Annotated in this window: 12 protein-coding genes; 7 read left to right on the top strand and 5 right to left on the bottom strand. The window is 60.2% G+C overall.

The genetic code is table 11. The features are described 5' to 3' along the window. Positions 1 to 26: 26 nt before the first annotated feature. Positions 27 to 902: an ATPase gene (locus JFU47_RS11355; RefSeq protein WP_201183012.1), complete on the top strand. Its 876-nt coding sequence runs from the start codon at positions 27 to 29 to the stop codon at positions 900 to 902. Between the two features lie 123 nt (positions 903 to 1,025). Continuing rightward, positions 1,026 to 1,874, top strand: coding sequence for a cache domain-containing protein (locus tag JFU47_RS11350; RefSeq protein ID WP_201183010.1), 849 nt, complete (start codon positions 1,026 to 1,028; stop codon positions 1,872 to 1,874). Positions 1,875 to 2,003: 129 nt separating this feature from the next. Here JFU47_RS11350 and JFU47_RS11345 read toward each other — a convergent pair whose 3' ends face one another. Together JFU47_RS11345 and pobA are read right to left on the bottom strand one after the other, a co-directional pair. Next, positions 2,004 to 3,521, bottom strand: coding sequence for an MDR family MFS transporter (locus tag JFU47_RS11345; protein ID WP_140676946.1), 1,518 nt, complete (start codon positions 3,519 to 3,521; stop codon positions 2,004 to 2,006). Between the two features lie 80 nt (positions 3,522 to 3,601). Further along, a complete protein-coding gene (gene pobA, locus JFU47_RS11340) occupies positions 3,602 to 4,786 on the bottom strand; it encodes a 4-hydroxybenzoate 3-monooxygenase (RefSeq protein ID WP_185049435.1) in 1,185 nt (394 codons plus the stop codon). Between the two features lie 188 nt (positions 4,787 to 4,974). On the opposite strand from pobA, the gene JFU47_RS11335 reads away from it, so the two are divergent. Then, positions 4,975 to 5,871: a helix-turn-helix domain-containing protein gene (locus JFU47_RS11335; RefSeq protein WP_140676944.1), complete on the top strand. Its 897-nt coding sequence runs from the start codon at positions 4,975 to 4,977 to the stop codon at positions 5,869 to 5,871. A 9-nt stretch (positions 5,872 to 5,880) separates the two neighbouring features. Here JFU47_RS11335 and JFU47_RS11330 read toward each other — a convergent pair whose 3' ends face one another. Together JFU47_RS11330 and JFU47_RS11325 are read right to left on the bottom strand one after the other, a co-directional pair. Continuing rightward, positions 5,881 to 6,057 (bottom strand): hypothetical protein, encoded by a 177-nt coding sequence (locus JFU47_RS11330; RefSeq protein ID WP_170206612.1) that lies wholly within the window; start codon positions 6,055 to 6,057, stop codon positions 5,881 to 5,883. Positions 6,058 to 6,275: 218 nt separating this feature from the next. Then, positions 6,276 to 7,181, bottom strand: coding sequence for a LysR family transcriptional regulator (locus JFU47_RS11325; protein ID WP_207202903.1), 906 nt, complete (start codon positions 7,179 to 7,181; stop codon positions 6,276 to 6,278). A gap of 114 nt (positions 7,182 to 7,295) precedes the next feature. Between JFU47_RS11325 and JFU47_RS11320 the strand changes: the two genes are divergently transcribed. Continuing rightward, a complete protein-coding gene (locus JFU47_RS11320; RefSeq protein WP_201183008.1) occupies positions 7,296 to 8,177 on the top strand; it encodes an MBL fold metallo-hydrolase in 882 nt (293 codons plus the stop codon). A gap of 41 nt (positions 8,178 to 8,218) precedes the next feature. Beyond that, a complete protein-coding gene (locus JFU47_RS11315) occupies positions 8,219 to 8,833 on the top strand; it encodes an NAD(P)-dependent oxidoreductase (RefSeq protein WP_201183006.1) in 615 nt (204 codons plus the stop codon). 250 nt (positions 8,834 to 9,083) lie between these two features. Here JFU47_RS11315 and JFU47_RS11310 read toward each other — a convergent pair whose 3' ends face one another. Next, on the bottom strand, positions 9,084 to 9,965 hold the full coding sequence (locus JFU47_RS11310) for a LysR substrate-binding domain-containing protein (protein ID WP_201183004.1): 882 nt from the start codon (positions 9,963 to 9,965) through the stop codon (positions 9,084 to 9,086). 159 nt (positions 9,966 to 10,124) lie between these two features. On the opposite strand from JFU47_RS11310, the gene JFU47_RS11305 reads away from it, so the two are divergent. Both JFU47_RS11305 and JFU47_RS11300 read left to right on the top strand, forming a co-directional pair. Next, positions 10,125 to 11,762, top strand: coding sequence for a 5-guanidino-2-oxopentanoate decarboxylase (locus tag JFU47_RS11305; RefSeq protein ID WP_201183002.1), 1,638 nt, complete (start codon positions 10,125 to 10,127; stop codon positions 11,760 to 11,762). Positions 11,763 to 11,770: 8 nt separating this feature from the next. Beyond that, the gene (locus tag JFU47_RS11300) at positions 11,771 to 13,219 is read left to right on the top strand and encodes an aldehyde dehydrogenase family protein (RefSeq protein ID WP_201183000.1); all 1,449 of its coding nucleotides are present in this window, start codon (positions 11,771 to 11,773) and stop codon (positions 13,217 to 13,219) included. Positions 13,220 to 13,429 lie beyond the last annotated feature (210 nt).

Raw genomic sequence — 13,429 nt, 5'->3', positions numbered from 1 at the left:
CACCGCGTTCCACAAAGGTTGACTCAATGTCCATGCGTAACGATGCCAACGACGACTTCGACGATGTACCGAGCCTGCGTGCCGACAGCCTCGACGACGATGATTTTCCGACCACCGCTCGCACCTCCGTGCATTCGCGGACCGCGCCCGTCGTCAAAGTCAAAAGCCCGAGCACCGGCCCGCTGTGGGCGCTGGTCGGCGCCTTGTTCTTTGCGTTTGCAGGCCTTGCCTGGTGGAGCTTCCAGCAGCTCTCGCTGATGGAACAGCAATTGGTGGCGACCCAGGAAAGTTTCGCGCGTATCAGTGAGGATGCGGCGGGGCGCTTGCAGGACATTTCCGGCAAGGTTGTCGCCAGTCAGACCAACGTCAGCAGCGACAGCGAAGCCTTGAAGCTGCAAATCAAACAGCTGGAAAGCAAGCTCCAGGATCAAAGTAAACAGCAGCAAGGCGTCCTCGGCCAGACCACCGATCTGGACAAGCGTCTGGCACAGATGACTGCCCAAACCACTGATCTGGATAAGCGCTTGGCGCAGATGACCGCTCAGACCACTGAGCAACAGACCGCCACCATTCAATTGCAGGCTCAGGTCAAAGTCTTGAACAGCGATGTAGCCGTGCTGAAAAGCAACCCGGCGGACACAGACAAATTCGACGCGCAACTTAAAAGCCTTGGCTCCGACATCGTTGCCCTGAAGAAACAAGGCAACCCGAGCGCCGCCATCGAGCGTCTGGAGCAGGAAGTCATTATTCTCAAAAGCCAACAGGACAATCGCCCGGCCGCGACACCAGGCGGGACCAATACCGCCGAATTCGATGCCTTCCGTAGCCAGGTCACCCGCACCATCAACTCCCTTCAGGCGCAGATTCAGAATCTGCAGCAGCAGCTGCGCGCCCGGCCTTGAGCCATGAATCATTCCCGGATGCCCCGGGAATGATTTCCTTACACACTGCCATTCGCTGAATATCCATACATACCCCATTGCCGTCTACGCTCTTGAAACACCAACAAGAACGAGGGATGCGCAATGGGGTTTTTGCATAGGTTGGCCTTGCTGGGCGTGATGCTTTTGCTGTGTCTTGGCCAGGTTCAAGCCGCCGGCACGGAAAAGGACGACAGCCAGGCTGCCAAAGCCTTGCTGGAAAAAGCCCTGGCGTACTACCACGACCATGGCGACAAGGCCTTCGCTGCTTTCAGCCGTCAGGGCGAGTTTGTCGACAAGGATCGTTACGTGTTCGTGGTCGACACCCAAGGCGTGATGCTTGCCAGTGGCGGGCCGTCTTCGGCGTTGATTGGCCGTGATGTGTCCGATGTGCTCGGGCCGGATTTGCAGAAAGCCTTCAAAGACGCCTTGAAAGTGCCGGAGGGCAATGGCATCCAGCAGGCCGAATACCGCTGGCAGAACTGGTCCGACGGCAAGGTCGAACGCAAGCATGTGTTCTACCAGCGCATCGGTCAGCGGATCCTCGCGGTCGGTTACTACTTGCCACGGGCCTCAGCGGAACAGGCGATGGCGTTGCTGAACAAAGCGGCGGCCGATCTGGCCAAGGACGAGAAGGGTACGCTCACCGCCATCAACTCCCTCAAGGGCGGTTACTTGCAGGATGACCTGTACGTCTTCGTCGTCGACCTGAATAACCAGCGTTATGTCGCCCATGGCACCAACCTGCGGTTGATCAATACCGATTTCAGCAAGATCAAGGATCCGGAAGGCAAGCCGGTTGGGGAGCCGATCCTGGCGCTGATGGCCAAGCAGGACTACGGCGAATACGAGTACCGCTGGAAAAACCCGGTGACCGGCAAGGTCGAGGACAAGCATGCCTACCTGAAAAAGGTCGGGCATTTTCTGGTGGCTGTCGGGTATTACAGCCCTTGATGGATTACCGTGATCGTTCCCACGCTCTGCGTGGGAATGCCTCAATGGACGCTCTGCGTCCGCTCTTGGGACGCGGAGCGTCCCGGGCTGCATTCCCACGCAGAGCGTGGGAACGATCAGTCGGAGGTATCAGCGAACCTTGTCTTCCCGCCCACGCAACACCATGTTCGGCATGGCAACCGCGGCCGCCAGCCCCAGCAGCGACACCGCCGCGCTGACCATCAGCAAATGTTGAAAGGTCAGCAGCAGTTCAGCGCGCAAGGCGTTCTGCGCATCCCCCGGCGCGGCGTTCAAACCATCGAGCAAGACATTCCCCGAACTGCCCTCGGCAATCATCGAAGAGCCGGCCAGGTGGGCAAAACTTGAGTCCTGCAACAACGCCAGCAGCAGTGCCGACATCAAGGCCACACCCACCGCACCGCCCAGTGAGCGGAACAGGTTGGTGGTGCTGGTGGCGACACCGATGTCCCGTTGTGCCACCGCGTTCTGCGTTCCGACCAGGGACGTCGGGAACTGCATGCCGCTAGCGATCCCGCTGAGCAACATGAACAGACTACTGAGCACAAAGGCCTGGGGAGGACTGAACGCCATACCGAGAATCGAGAGGGGCATGATGAGGGCCCCGGTCAGAATCATGGGTTTGTAGCGCCCGGTCACCGAGGTTCGGCGGCCGGCGACATACGCCCCGATCGGCAAACCTATCGCCAGCGGCAACAGGTGCAGCGCGGCGCTGTCGGCCCCAGCGCCGGTCACGCTCTGGAAGCGCAGCGGCATCAACACAATCAGCGAGATCGCCTGGAAACTGGTGAAGAAAATCGTGCACCAGCACAGGATCGCATTGCGATTGGCGAACAAATGCATCGGCAGCAGCGGCTCCCGCGCCCGGCGTTCATGCCAGACGAACAGCGCCAGTACCAACACCGCACAACCGAGCAGGCCCAGCACTTCGGCACTGCGCCACGAATGGCCCTGACCGACCTGGGTGATGCCCAGCAACAAGGCGGTCAAGCCGATGATCATCAACAATGTGCCGAGGTAATCGATGATCGGTTTGCGTTGCGGCACTGGCAAACCCACCAACGTTCGATTGGCCACCAGCCAGGCACCGAGGCCCAACGGCAGGTTGATCAGAAATACCCAGCGCCATGACAGGTACTCGGTCATGTAACCGCCGAGTACCGGGCCGGCCACGCTGGCCACTGCGTACATGCTGCTGAAATAGCCTTGATAGCGGCCACGTTCCCGGGGCGGCACGATGTCGCCAATGATCGCCTGGCTGACCGAAATCATCCCGCCAGCACCGATGCCTTGAAGAATCCGCGCCAGCACCAATTGCTCCATGCTCTGGGCCATGCCGCAGAAAAACGAAGCGACCGTGAACATTCCCATGCCAAACAGCATCAACGTGCGGCGACCGTACAGATCGCCCAATTTGCCGTAGATCGGCACGGCCACCGTCATTGCCACCATGTAGCCGGAAATCACCCAGGCCAGCAGGCTGACGTCCTTGAATTGTGCGGAAATGGCCGGCATCGACACGGCGACGATGGTCTGGTCCAGCGCGCCCAGAAAGATCGCCAGCATCAGGGCGATCAACACGCTGCGAATGGCCGGTTTGGGCGTTTCAGGCTGGTTGAGATTGGTCACGGGTTAGAACCTGCGGACAGTGATTAACCCGCAAGGAGCAAGGCGAGCGGGGATGCTCGCCAGTGTAAGTCGATAGCAGGCTATTCGATAGCCTCGTATGGAAGGCCGACGTAATTTTCTGCAATGGTTTTCCGACCGGCTTCGGAGTCGACGAAGTACCCCAGTTCCGACTCGGCAATCCGCTGGCTGAAGGCGTCGTTATCGTCAAAGCGGTGCAGCATCGAGGTCATCCACCAGGAAAATCGTTCGGCTTTCCACACCCGACGCAGGCAGACCTCGGAGTATTTCTCCAGCAAATCCACACGGCCTTCCCGGTAAACCTTCAGCAGAATGTTGAACAGCGTACTGACATCGCTGGCCGCCAGGTTCAGGCCCTTGGCGCCGGTGGGCGGGACGATGTGCGCGGCGTCGCCGACCAAAAACATCCGCCCGTACTGCATCGGTTCGACGACAAAACTGCGTAACGGCGCGATGCTTTTTTCGATGGAAGGTCCAGTGACCAACGACGCTGCCAACGCACAAGGCAGACGGGATTTGAGTTCATCCCAGAAGCGCTGATCAGACCAGTTCTCGACGTGCTCGTCGGCCGGCACCTGGAGGTAATAGCGAGTGCGGGTGGCCGAACGCATGCTGCACAGGGCAAAACCGCGCTCATGCCGGGCGTAAACCAGCTCTTCGTGCACTGGCGGGGTATCGGCAAGAATCCCCAGCCAGCCAAACGGATAGACCCGCTCGAACACGTTCAGGCACTCGGCAGGAATCGACTGCCGGGCCACGCCATGGAAACCGTCGCACCCGGCGATGTAGTCGCAATCGAGTCGATACAGCTCGCCGTCCTTCTCAAAAGTCACGAACGGCTCTTCGGTTTTCATCCCGTGAGGAACGACGTTGCCTGCCTCGTAAATCGTCTGCGCACCGGCCTCCCGACGAGCGGCCATCAGGTCGCGGGTGACCTCGGTCTGACCGTAGATCATCACCGTTTTGCCACCGGTGAGGGCGTGCAGATCGATGTGGACCTGACGTCCGTCGAGGGCCAGTTCGAAGCCTGTGTGGACCAGCCCTTCGGCGTCCATGCGCTGTCCCACCCCGGCCTGGCGCAACAGCTCTACCATGCCTTGTTCGAGGACGCCGGCACGGATTCGTCCGAGCACATAGTCCGGGGTCTGGCGTTCGAGAATGAGGGTGTCGATGCCGGCGTTGTGCAGCAATTGGCCGAGCAATAAACCGGACGGACCGGCGCCGATGATGGCGATTTGGGTTTTCAGCATTTTCATTGTTTTTATGACTCGCAAGCTTCACGCGACCAGGGCCGGTGAATAATTTTTATGGATCGAGTGCTTGCATTTTTCTCTCGCGAGTCTGTCAATTGAAGGGGAAAACTGAGCCGATACCTGTACATTCTGCCAATCGGTGCGATTATCGCCCGCCTACCCCCGAGGCCTGGATTGAAGTGATGAACAAGCCTGACCTACCTTCGATTCCAGTGTTCAAGCTCTACGGTGAAAGCCTGGATTGGCCGACCCCGGACTTGCTGCACTGTGAAACCATTTCCAAACGCAGCCGCGAACACCAATGGGAAATCAAACCCCACCGCCACGCCGATTTGTGCCAGCTGCTCTTCGTATTCAAAGGTCAGGCAGAGCTTGAAATCGAAGGCAAACGCACGCAATTGACTGAGCCGGCGATCCTGATCCTGCCGCCGTTATCGGTGCATGGCTATCGGTTTTCCGAGGACGTCGAAGGGTTTGTCGTGACCCTTGCCGCGCCGCTGGTTGCTCATCTTCAGGCGCAACTGGGCAACTCGGTGAACGCTCTGGCCCAGGCCGAAAGTTATCCGGCGGGCAAGGAAGGCGAATACCTCAACAGCCTGTTTTCAGCGCTGCAAGACGAATACACCGGGCACCAGCCGGCTCGCGAAATGCTCATGCATTCGTTGGTCAGCGTGATCATGGTGTGGGTCAGCCGCCAGGTGATTTCCCGCCGCAACGCCAGCCAGCGTCCGCAGCGAGCCCGGGAATACCTCAACGGTTTTATCCAACTGGTGGAAGAGACCTATCGCCAGCACGTCAAGGTCGAGGACCTGGCCCATCGGCTGGGGATTTCCGTGTCCCACCTCAACGGCACCTGCCGTGAGCTGGCGGGACAACCGGCGTTGCAGATCATGCACGAGCGTCAATTGCTGGAGGCCAAGCGCTTGCTGACCTACACCAGCATGACCATTTATGAGATGTCCGACGTGTTGGGGTTCTCTGATCCGACCAACTTCACGCGCCTGTTCCGGCGTCGAGTGGGGATCTCGCCCAAGGCATTTCGCGACCGCTTGAAGGCCGATCAGGACAACGAGGCCTGATCCCCTTCGTTACTTGAGGGCGTTGAGGGTCGCGTTGTGGGGAATGCAGCGTTCGAAGTTGCAGCTCGCGTATTCACGGGGCAGTTGTCGCAACTGCTCGACCCGCCAGGCCGCGGTGCCATACAGCGCGAGCGTGGCCGCGCAGGTGATGAAAATCGCGAGGTATCTTCTTGTTTTGATGTTCATGGCGTTGACCTCTGAACGAATACCCTTCGGTACTACTTTCAGCATAGGTCAGTGCCAGTGAGTTACCAGTAACACGGCCTGGGCATGTAACCCGACATTCAGAACAGTGATTTCCCCTGTGGGAGCGAGCCTGCTCGCGAATGCGATCAATCATTCAACAATGATGTTGGCTGACCCACCGCCTTCGCGAGCAGGCTCGCTCCCACAAGGGGATACGGTTACAGGCCGATATCCCACGCCGGATCGTCCGGGAATCTGAGCACCAGAAAATCCAGCATGCTGCGCAACGCCGCCGGCATGTGTTTGCGTGAGGCATACACCGCGTAAACGTTCATCTGCCGGGGTTCGGCATGGGGCAGCAGGCGGATCAATTCGCCGCTATGGATATACACGCCGGCCTGATAACTGGGAAGCATCGCCACCCCTGCACCGGCCATCGCCGCGCGCAACAACGTGCTGGCTTCGTTGGCGCTGATGTTGCCCTGCACCGGCACTGACACCTGCTCACCGTCCTCCTCGAAATGCCAGAGGCTTTTGCCGAAGTAGGAGTGGGTCAGGCAATTGTGCTGGCTCAGATCCTCGACCCGCCGCGGTGTCGGGTGTTCGAGCAGATAAGCGGGGGAGGCGCAGATCACCGAGCGGCAGACCGTCAGCCGTCGCGCGATCAGGTTCGGGTCCAGGTCGTTGCTGGTGCGGATCGCCAGATCGATGCGCTCATCCACCAGGTTCACCGTGCGGTCGAGCATCTGCATGTCGATGCTGACGCCGGGATAACGTTTGACGTAAGCGGCCATGGCATCCGCCAGTTGTGCCTGACCGAACGAAGTGCTGACGCTGATCCGCAACACGCCGCGCGGCGCATCGTCCGGTTCGCTGACGGCGGCCTGCATGTCCGTGGACAAGTCGAGCATCTGCCGACAACGAGGCAGGATTTCACTGCCGGCGGCGGTCAGGCTCAGCTTGCGCGTGGTGCGGTGCATCAGGCGTGCGCCGACCCAATCCTCCAGCTCCGCCAGATAGCGCGAAACCACGGGCCGTGACAGGTCCAGGTGATCGGCGGCGGCTGATTGGCTGCCGAGGTCAACCACCGTGACGAACACCCGCATTGCTTGTAGACGATCCATCATTCGCTCACTTTCAGAAACAAACTATGTCCCAGCATCGCATTTTTTGTACTGAGTCATGCAACTAAGCTCTGGTCCATCGCCACGCACGGCAATTTGACAACGGAGCAACAGATGATCGGCTTCACCTCGCTTAAACGTATTTTGCTGGCCACCGCCACCCTCGGTTTCGCCGCCCACGCGGCGGCTGCCTCGACCCTGACCCTGGACGTCTACAACCCGGGCGACAAGGCGATTTTTCCGGTGACCTCGGTGCTGGTCAGCGGCGAGAAAGACGCGATTTTGGTGGATGCACAATTTGGCAAATCCCAGGCCGAGCAAGTGGTCGAGAAGATCCGCGCCAGCGGCAAGCAACTGACCACCATCTACATCAGCCACGGTGACCCGGATTACTACTTCGGCCTCGACACCCTGACTGCCGCATTCCCCAACGCCAAAGTGCTCGCCTCGCAGCCGACCGTGGACCACATCCAGAAAACCGTCGACGGCAAACTGGCGTTCTGGGGGCCGAAAATGGGCGCCGACGTACCGGCCAAAACCATCGTGCCGGATGTACTCAAAGGCGACAGCCTGATGCTCGAAGGACAGAAGTTGCAGGTGGTGGGGCTTGAGGGCAAGCAGCCGGATCGCACCTTTGTCTGGATTCCGTCGATCAAGGCGGTGGTCGGTGGCGTCGTCGTCGCGGAAAACATCCATGTGTGGATGGCTGACACCCAGACGCCGCAGTCCCACGCCGATTGGTTGACTACGCTGCATGCCATCGAAACCCTGAAGCCGAAAACCATCGTGCCGGGTCATTACCTCGGTGAGAGCGCCCGCTCCCTGGCCGCCGTGCAGTTCACTGCCGATTACATCAAGACCTTCGACGAAGAAACCGCCAAGGCCAAAGACTCCGCTGCGCTGATCGCCGCGATGAAAAAACGCTACCCGAAGCTGGGTGAAGAAAGCTCCCTGGAACTGAGCGCCAAAGTCGCCAAGGGCGAGATGAAGTGGTAACCCGATTCACCTACTCACACTGATCCACACTGGAGAACGTCATGAGCAAGATCGCAATCATTGGAGCTACCGGTCGCGCCGGTAGCCAGCTGTTAGAAGAAGCCTTGCGCCGGGGTCACAGCGTTACGGCGATCGCCCGCGACACCTCGAAGATCGGCCAACGTGCCGGTGTGGTGAGTAAAAATGTGGATGCGCTCGACGCTGAAACCTTGCAAGCGGCAGTCGCGGGCCATGACGTGGTGATCAGCGCTGCGCACTTCGCGACCCTTCCTGCCAGCGCGGTGATCGGACCGGTGAAACAGGCCGGCGTGAATCGTCTGCTGGTGGTGGGCGGTGCCGGTTCGCTGTTGCTGCCGGACGGAACCCGCGTCATCGACAGCGAGGGTTTTCCGCAGGCGTACAAGGCTGAGGCCAGTGCCGGTGCGCTGTTTCTGGAAAACCTGCGGCAGGAAAAACAGCTGGACTGGACCTTTGTGTCGCCGTCGGCAGAGTTTGTCGAAGGTGAGCGCACAGGCACGTTTCGGATCGGCAAGGATGATTTGCTGGTGAGTAGCGAAGGGCGGAGCTGGATTACTTTTGCCGATTATGCGATTGCGATGATCGATGAAGTGGAAGCGCCGAAGCATTCTCGTCAGAGGTTTGCTGTCGGGTATTGAGCTGAAAACCACCCCTCACCCTAACCCTCCCGAAACGTCGGACCGCCGCAGAGGGGCGAGGGGACTGACCGGGTTGTCTGATCGAAATTTTGCGACCTGAGATATCGAGTCGAACTCAAGTTTTGAACGGCCCCGGATCTGCCCCCTTTCCCCCTCTCCCCTCTGGGGCGGTCCGACGTTTCGGGAGGGATGGGCGGGCGGCGTTCCGATGAGGGGTGGATCTAACTGACACACCACGCCACACACACATTCACCGCGCCTGAGCCTGCTCCACCAACCACCCCATCAATTCACGCAACTTCGGCGAAGGTCCAGGTTTATCGGGGAAAACAAGGTAATACGCCAACCCGGTCTTCACCTTCAATTCAAACGGCATGACCAGCCGCCCGGCACTCAAATCATCGCCAATCAACGACCAATCCCCGATCGCCACGCCTGTCCCTTGGGACGCCATCGACATCGCCAGGTCCAGCGTTTCGAAATGCTGACCCTTGCCGACATTGCTCAAGCGAACATCCGCGGTGGCCAGCCAGGCCTTCCAGTCTCGTTCATCCCGTGTCGGGTGCAGCAGCATGTGCTGCTCCAGATCTTCCGGCGTCAGCAGCGGCACCGGACCTTCGAGCAACGGCTTGGAACAGACCGGCGTCAGTTGTTCGTCAAACAGCCGATGGGACGCCAGTGAGGTGTCCGGTGGCACGCCATACACCACCGCTGCATCGAACTGCTCGCGATGAAAATCCACACCGTGCTTGACCGTGGTGGTCAATTCCACCGGCACATCCGGGCGCTCCCGTTGCCACTGCAACAGCCGTGGCAACAGCCAGCGCATGACGCACGTCGGGGCCTTGAGTTGCAGGGTTTCGCGCTTCTCGCCGATCTGTTCCACCGCCTCGTCGATCAGACCGAAAATCTGCTGGACCCGTGGCAGCCATTCCCGTCCTTCAGCGGTCAGGCTCAAGCCTCGAGCCTGGCGAATGAACAGTTCATAACCCAGATGTTCTTCCAGCCCGGCGATCTGCCGACTCACCGCACCTTGGGTGATGTACAGCTGTTCAGCAGCACGGGTGAAGTTGCAGCACTGCGCGGTAATCAGAAAAGTGTGCAGCGCCGGCAGGGGAGGCAATCGTTTCATTGGGATCCAAGGTATGACGTGAGGACATGGCTAGTATGACTTTTTATCCATTGTTGCGGCTACGTGTCGCCCGTTCCAATGAGGCCATCCCTGGACCTGCCCGCTCATCATAAACACTGCGCAGGTCCGGCGTCTCAAACGAACAAAAAGGGCAAAGACATGGCGACGTGCGGCGAAGTATTGGTCAAGTTACTCGAAGATTATGGGGTTGAGCAGGTGTTCGGCATTCCCGGGGTTCACACCGTGGAGCTGTATCGCGGGCTGGCCCGTTCGAGCATCAACCACGTCACTCCGCGTCACGAACAGGGCGCCGGTTTCATGGCCGACGGTTACGCTCGCACCAGCGGCAAACCGGGTGTGTGCTTCATCATCACCGGCCCTGGCATGACCAACATCACCACCGCCATGGGCCAGGCCTACGCCGATTCGATCCCGATGCTGGTGATCTCCAGCGTGCAATCGCGCAGCCAGTTGGGCGGCGGTCGCGGCAAGCTGCACGAGCTGCCAAACCAGAGCGCATTGGTCGGTGGCGTCGCGGCGTTCTCCCACACCTTGATGTCGGCGGCTGAATTGCCGGGCGTCCTGGCTCGCGCTTTTGCACTGTTCCAGGCTGGCCGTCCGCGTCCTGTGCATATCGAAATTCCGTTGGACGTGTTGGTAGAAGAGGCCGATGACCTGCTCGCCAGCGTACCCGTGAACATCGACCGCGCCGGTGCCTCGCCGAGCGCAATCAGCCGCATGACCGCGTTGCTGGCCGGTGCCAAGCGCCCACTGATTCTCGCCGGTGGCGGCGCCATCGATGCGGCCGCCGAGCTGACTGAACTGGCCGAGCTGCTGGACGCTCCAGTGGCCCTGACCATCAACGCCAAAGGCATGCTCGAATCCAATCACCCGTTGCTGATCGGCTCGACCCAGAGCCTGGTCGCGACCCGCGCCCTGGTGGCCGAGGCTGACGTAGTGCTGGCCATCGGCACCGAACTGGCCGAGACCGATTACGACGTGACCTTCGCCGGCGGTTTCGAGATTCCTGGCGTGCTGCTGCGTGTGGACATTGATCCCGACCAGACCGTGCGCAACTACCCGCCGAAAGTCGCGTTGGTAGCCGACTCACGCAACGCCGCCCAAGCCTTGCTGAGCGAACTGTCCCACCACTCGCTGGCCGAGCGCCGCAACGATTGGGGCCAGGTCCGTGCCGCACGCTTGCGCGACGAACTGGCCGCCACCTGGGACGCTCCGACCCTGGCCCAGACCCGTTTCCTGGAAACCGTTCTGCACGAATTGCCAGAGGCCGTTTTCGTCGGCGATTCGACCCAACCGGTATACACCGGCAACCTGACGTTTAACCCGGAACGTCCACGTCGCTGGTTCAACTCGTCCACCGGTTACGGCACCCTTGGTTACGCCTTGCCGGCAGCGATTGGCGCCTGGCTCGGCGGCAGCATCGAAAATGGTACCCGGCCGCCAGTGGTGTGCCTGATCGGCGACGGCGGCCTGCAATTTACCCTGCCGGAACTGGCCAGCGCCGTTGAAGCGCGCACTCCGGTGATCGTCCTGCTGTGGAATAACCAGGGCTACGAAGAGATCAAGAAATACATGGTCAACCGCGCCATCGAGCCGGTTGGCGTAGACATCTACACCCCGGACTTCATCGGCGTGGCCAAGGCGCTGGGCTGTGCAGCCGAAGCCGTCTGCGGTGTCGAGCAACTGCGCAGCGCACTGCGCGCCGCCACCGATCGCCAGGGTCCGACCCTGATTGAAATCGATCAGACTGTTTGGATGAAGGCGGTGTCGAAATGACTTTCCGCATGACTTTCCCAACGGCACTGGATGGCCTGTTCATCGACGGCCAATGGTCCGCTGGCAACGAACACCTGCGCGTGATCAACCCGGCGACCGAAGCCTTGTTGACCACCGTGAACGGCGGCGATGAACGCGCGGTCGAGCAAGCCGTTACTGCCGCAACCAACGCCTTCGCCGACTGGTCGAAAACCACCGGCGCCGAGCGCGGTGCAATCCTGCGCAAAGTTGCTGCGGGCGTGCAGGCCAGTCGCGAACGGTTGATGCATTTGCAGTCGAGCAACAACGGCAAGCCGCTGTTTGAAGCCGCCATCGACGTCGACGACGTGATCGCCACCTTCGAGTACTACGCAGGTCTGGCCGAAGGCCTCGATGCCAAGCAAGACAGCAATGTTGAACTGCCAACCGACGATTTCAGCGCTCGTGTGCGCCGCGAACCCTGCGGTGTGGTCGGCCTGATCGTGCCGTGGAATTTCCCTATGGTCACCACCGCCTGGAAACTCGCCCCGGCCCTGGCTGCCGGTTGCTGTGTGGTACTCAAACCGTCCGAAGTGACACCGCTCCCGGAACTGGAACTGGCGACGATCATCGCCGAGGCCGGTCTGCCCAAAGGCGTGTTCAACCTGGTCTGCGGCACGGGGCTGGCGGTCGGCGCGCCGTTGTCCACTGATCCGCGCATCGCCAAAATTTCCTTCACCGGCAGCAACGCCGTCGGTGTTCAAGTCATGCAACGTGCCGCAGAAACCGTGAAGGGCGTTAGCCTGGAGCTGGGCGGCAAATCCTCGCTGCTGGTGCTCAAGGACGCAGACATCGAACTGGCCGTGGAAGTGGCCTGTGGCGGTGGATTCTTCAACGCCGGGCAGATGTGTTCGGCCACCAGCCGTGTGCTGGTCGCCGATGAACTGGCGGACGAATTCCTCATCCGTTTGAAGGCCCGCGCCGAAGCCATTCGCGTGGCTGATCCGTTCGACCCGAATGTGGAAATGGGCGCGCTGGTCAATCAGGCTCAATACCAGCGCGTGCTGGGCCACATTGATCGTGGTTTGAGTGCTGGCGCCAAACTGGTTTGCGGCGGCAATCGTCCGGCAGACTTGCCGCGCGGCTATTTTTTGCAGCCGACGATTTTCACTGAAGTGCCCCCAGGCAGTGCGCTGTGGTGTGAAGAGATTTTCGGTCCGGTAATCTGCGTGCGCAGTTTTGCCACCGAAGCCGAGGCGATTGCCCTGGCCAATGACAGCCAGTTCGGTCTGGTGGCCAGCGTGGTCACCCGCGATGCGGAAGCGGCAGATCGGGTCGCCAACGCCTTGCAGGCGGGGCTTGTGTGGATCAACGCGCCGCAAGTGATCTTCCCGCAGACCGCCTGGGGTGGCTACAAACAGAGCAGCATCGGCCGCGAATTGGGGCCGTGGGGTTTGCAGGCTTTCCAGGAAATCAAACACGTGATTCGAGCGGTCTGACGGCCCGAAAAGGGTCAGCGCATGCCTCGTCATGAGGCATGCGCTGGCGTCATGGCTTCAATGAGTTTTTATCGATAGTCAGGTGTTTTGCACGACCTCAGGATGAACCCGTCGGCTCAGCGCAAGTCCTTTGAAACCGGGGGCTTTAAGCCGATTTGACCGCGCGGATGCAACGGTTGCGACCAACCTCATACTTAAAAAAACAAAGGG

Origin of the sequence: Pseudomonas sp. TH39(2020) (genome assembly GCF_016650715.1) — a bacterium.
Lineage (GTDB): Bacteria > Pseudomonadota > Gammaproteobacteria > Pseudomonadales > Pseudomonadaceae > Aquipseudomonas > Aquipseudomonas mandelii_C.
Note: the sequence above shows the minus strand (reverse complement) of the source record. Positions and strands in the feature narration are given on the sequence as shown.

Coding starts and splice junctions, on each gene's coding strand:
- JFU47_RS11335 (WP_140676944.1), top strand. CDS start 4,975: ATGAACAAGCCTGACCTACCTTCGATTCCAGTGTTCAAGCTCTACGGT.
- JFU47_RS11310 (WP_201183004.1), bottom strand. CDS start 9,965: ATGAAACGATTGCCTCCCCTGCCGGCGCTGCACACTTTTCTGATTACC.
- JFU47_RS11350 (WP_201183010.1), top strand. CDS start 1,026: ATGGGGTTTTTGCATAGGTTGGCCTTGCTGGGCGTGATGCTTTTGCTG.
- JFU47_RS11325 (WP_207202903.1), bottom strand. CDS start 7,181: ATGGATCGTCTACAAGCAATGCGGGTGTTCGTCACGGTGGTTGACCTC.
- JFU47_RS11305 (WP_201183002.1), top strand. CDS start 10,125: ATGGCGACGTGCGGCGAAGTATTGGTCAAGTTACTCGAAGATTATGGG.
- JFU47_RS11320 (WP_201183008.1), top strand. CDS start 7,296: ATGATCGGCTTCACCTCGCTTAAACGTATTTTGCTGGCCACCGCCACC.
- JFU47_RS11355 (WP_201183012.1), top strand. CDS start 27: ATGTCCATGCGTAACGATGCCAACGACGACTTCGACGATGTACCGAGC.
- JFU47_RS11315 (WP_201183006.1), top strand. CDS start 8,219: ATGAGCAAGATCGCAATCATTGGAGCTACCGGTCGCGCCGGTAGCCAG.
- JFU47_RS11300 (WP_201183000.1), top strand. CDS start 11,771: ATGACTTTCCCAACGGCACTGGATGGCCTGTTCATCGACGGCCAATGG.
- JFU47_RS11330 (WP_170206612.1), bottom strand. CDS start 6,057: ATGAACATCAAAACAAGAAGATACCTCGCGATTTTCATCACCTGCGCG.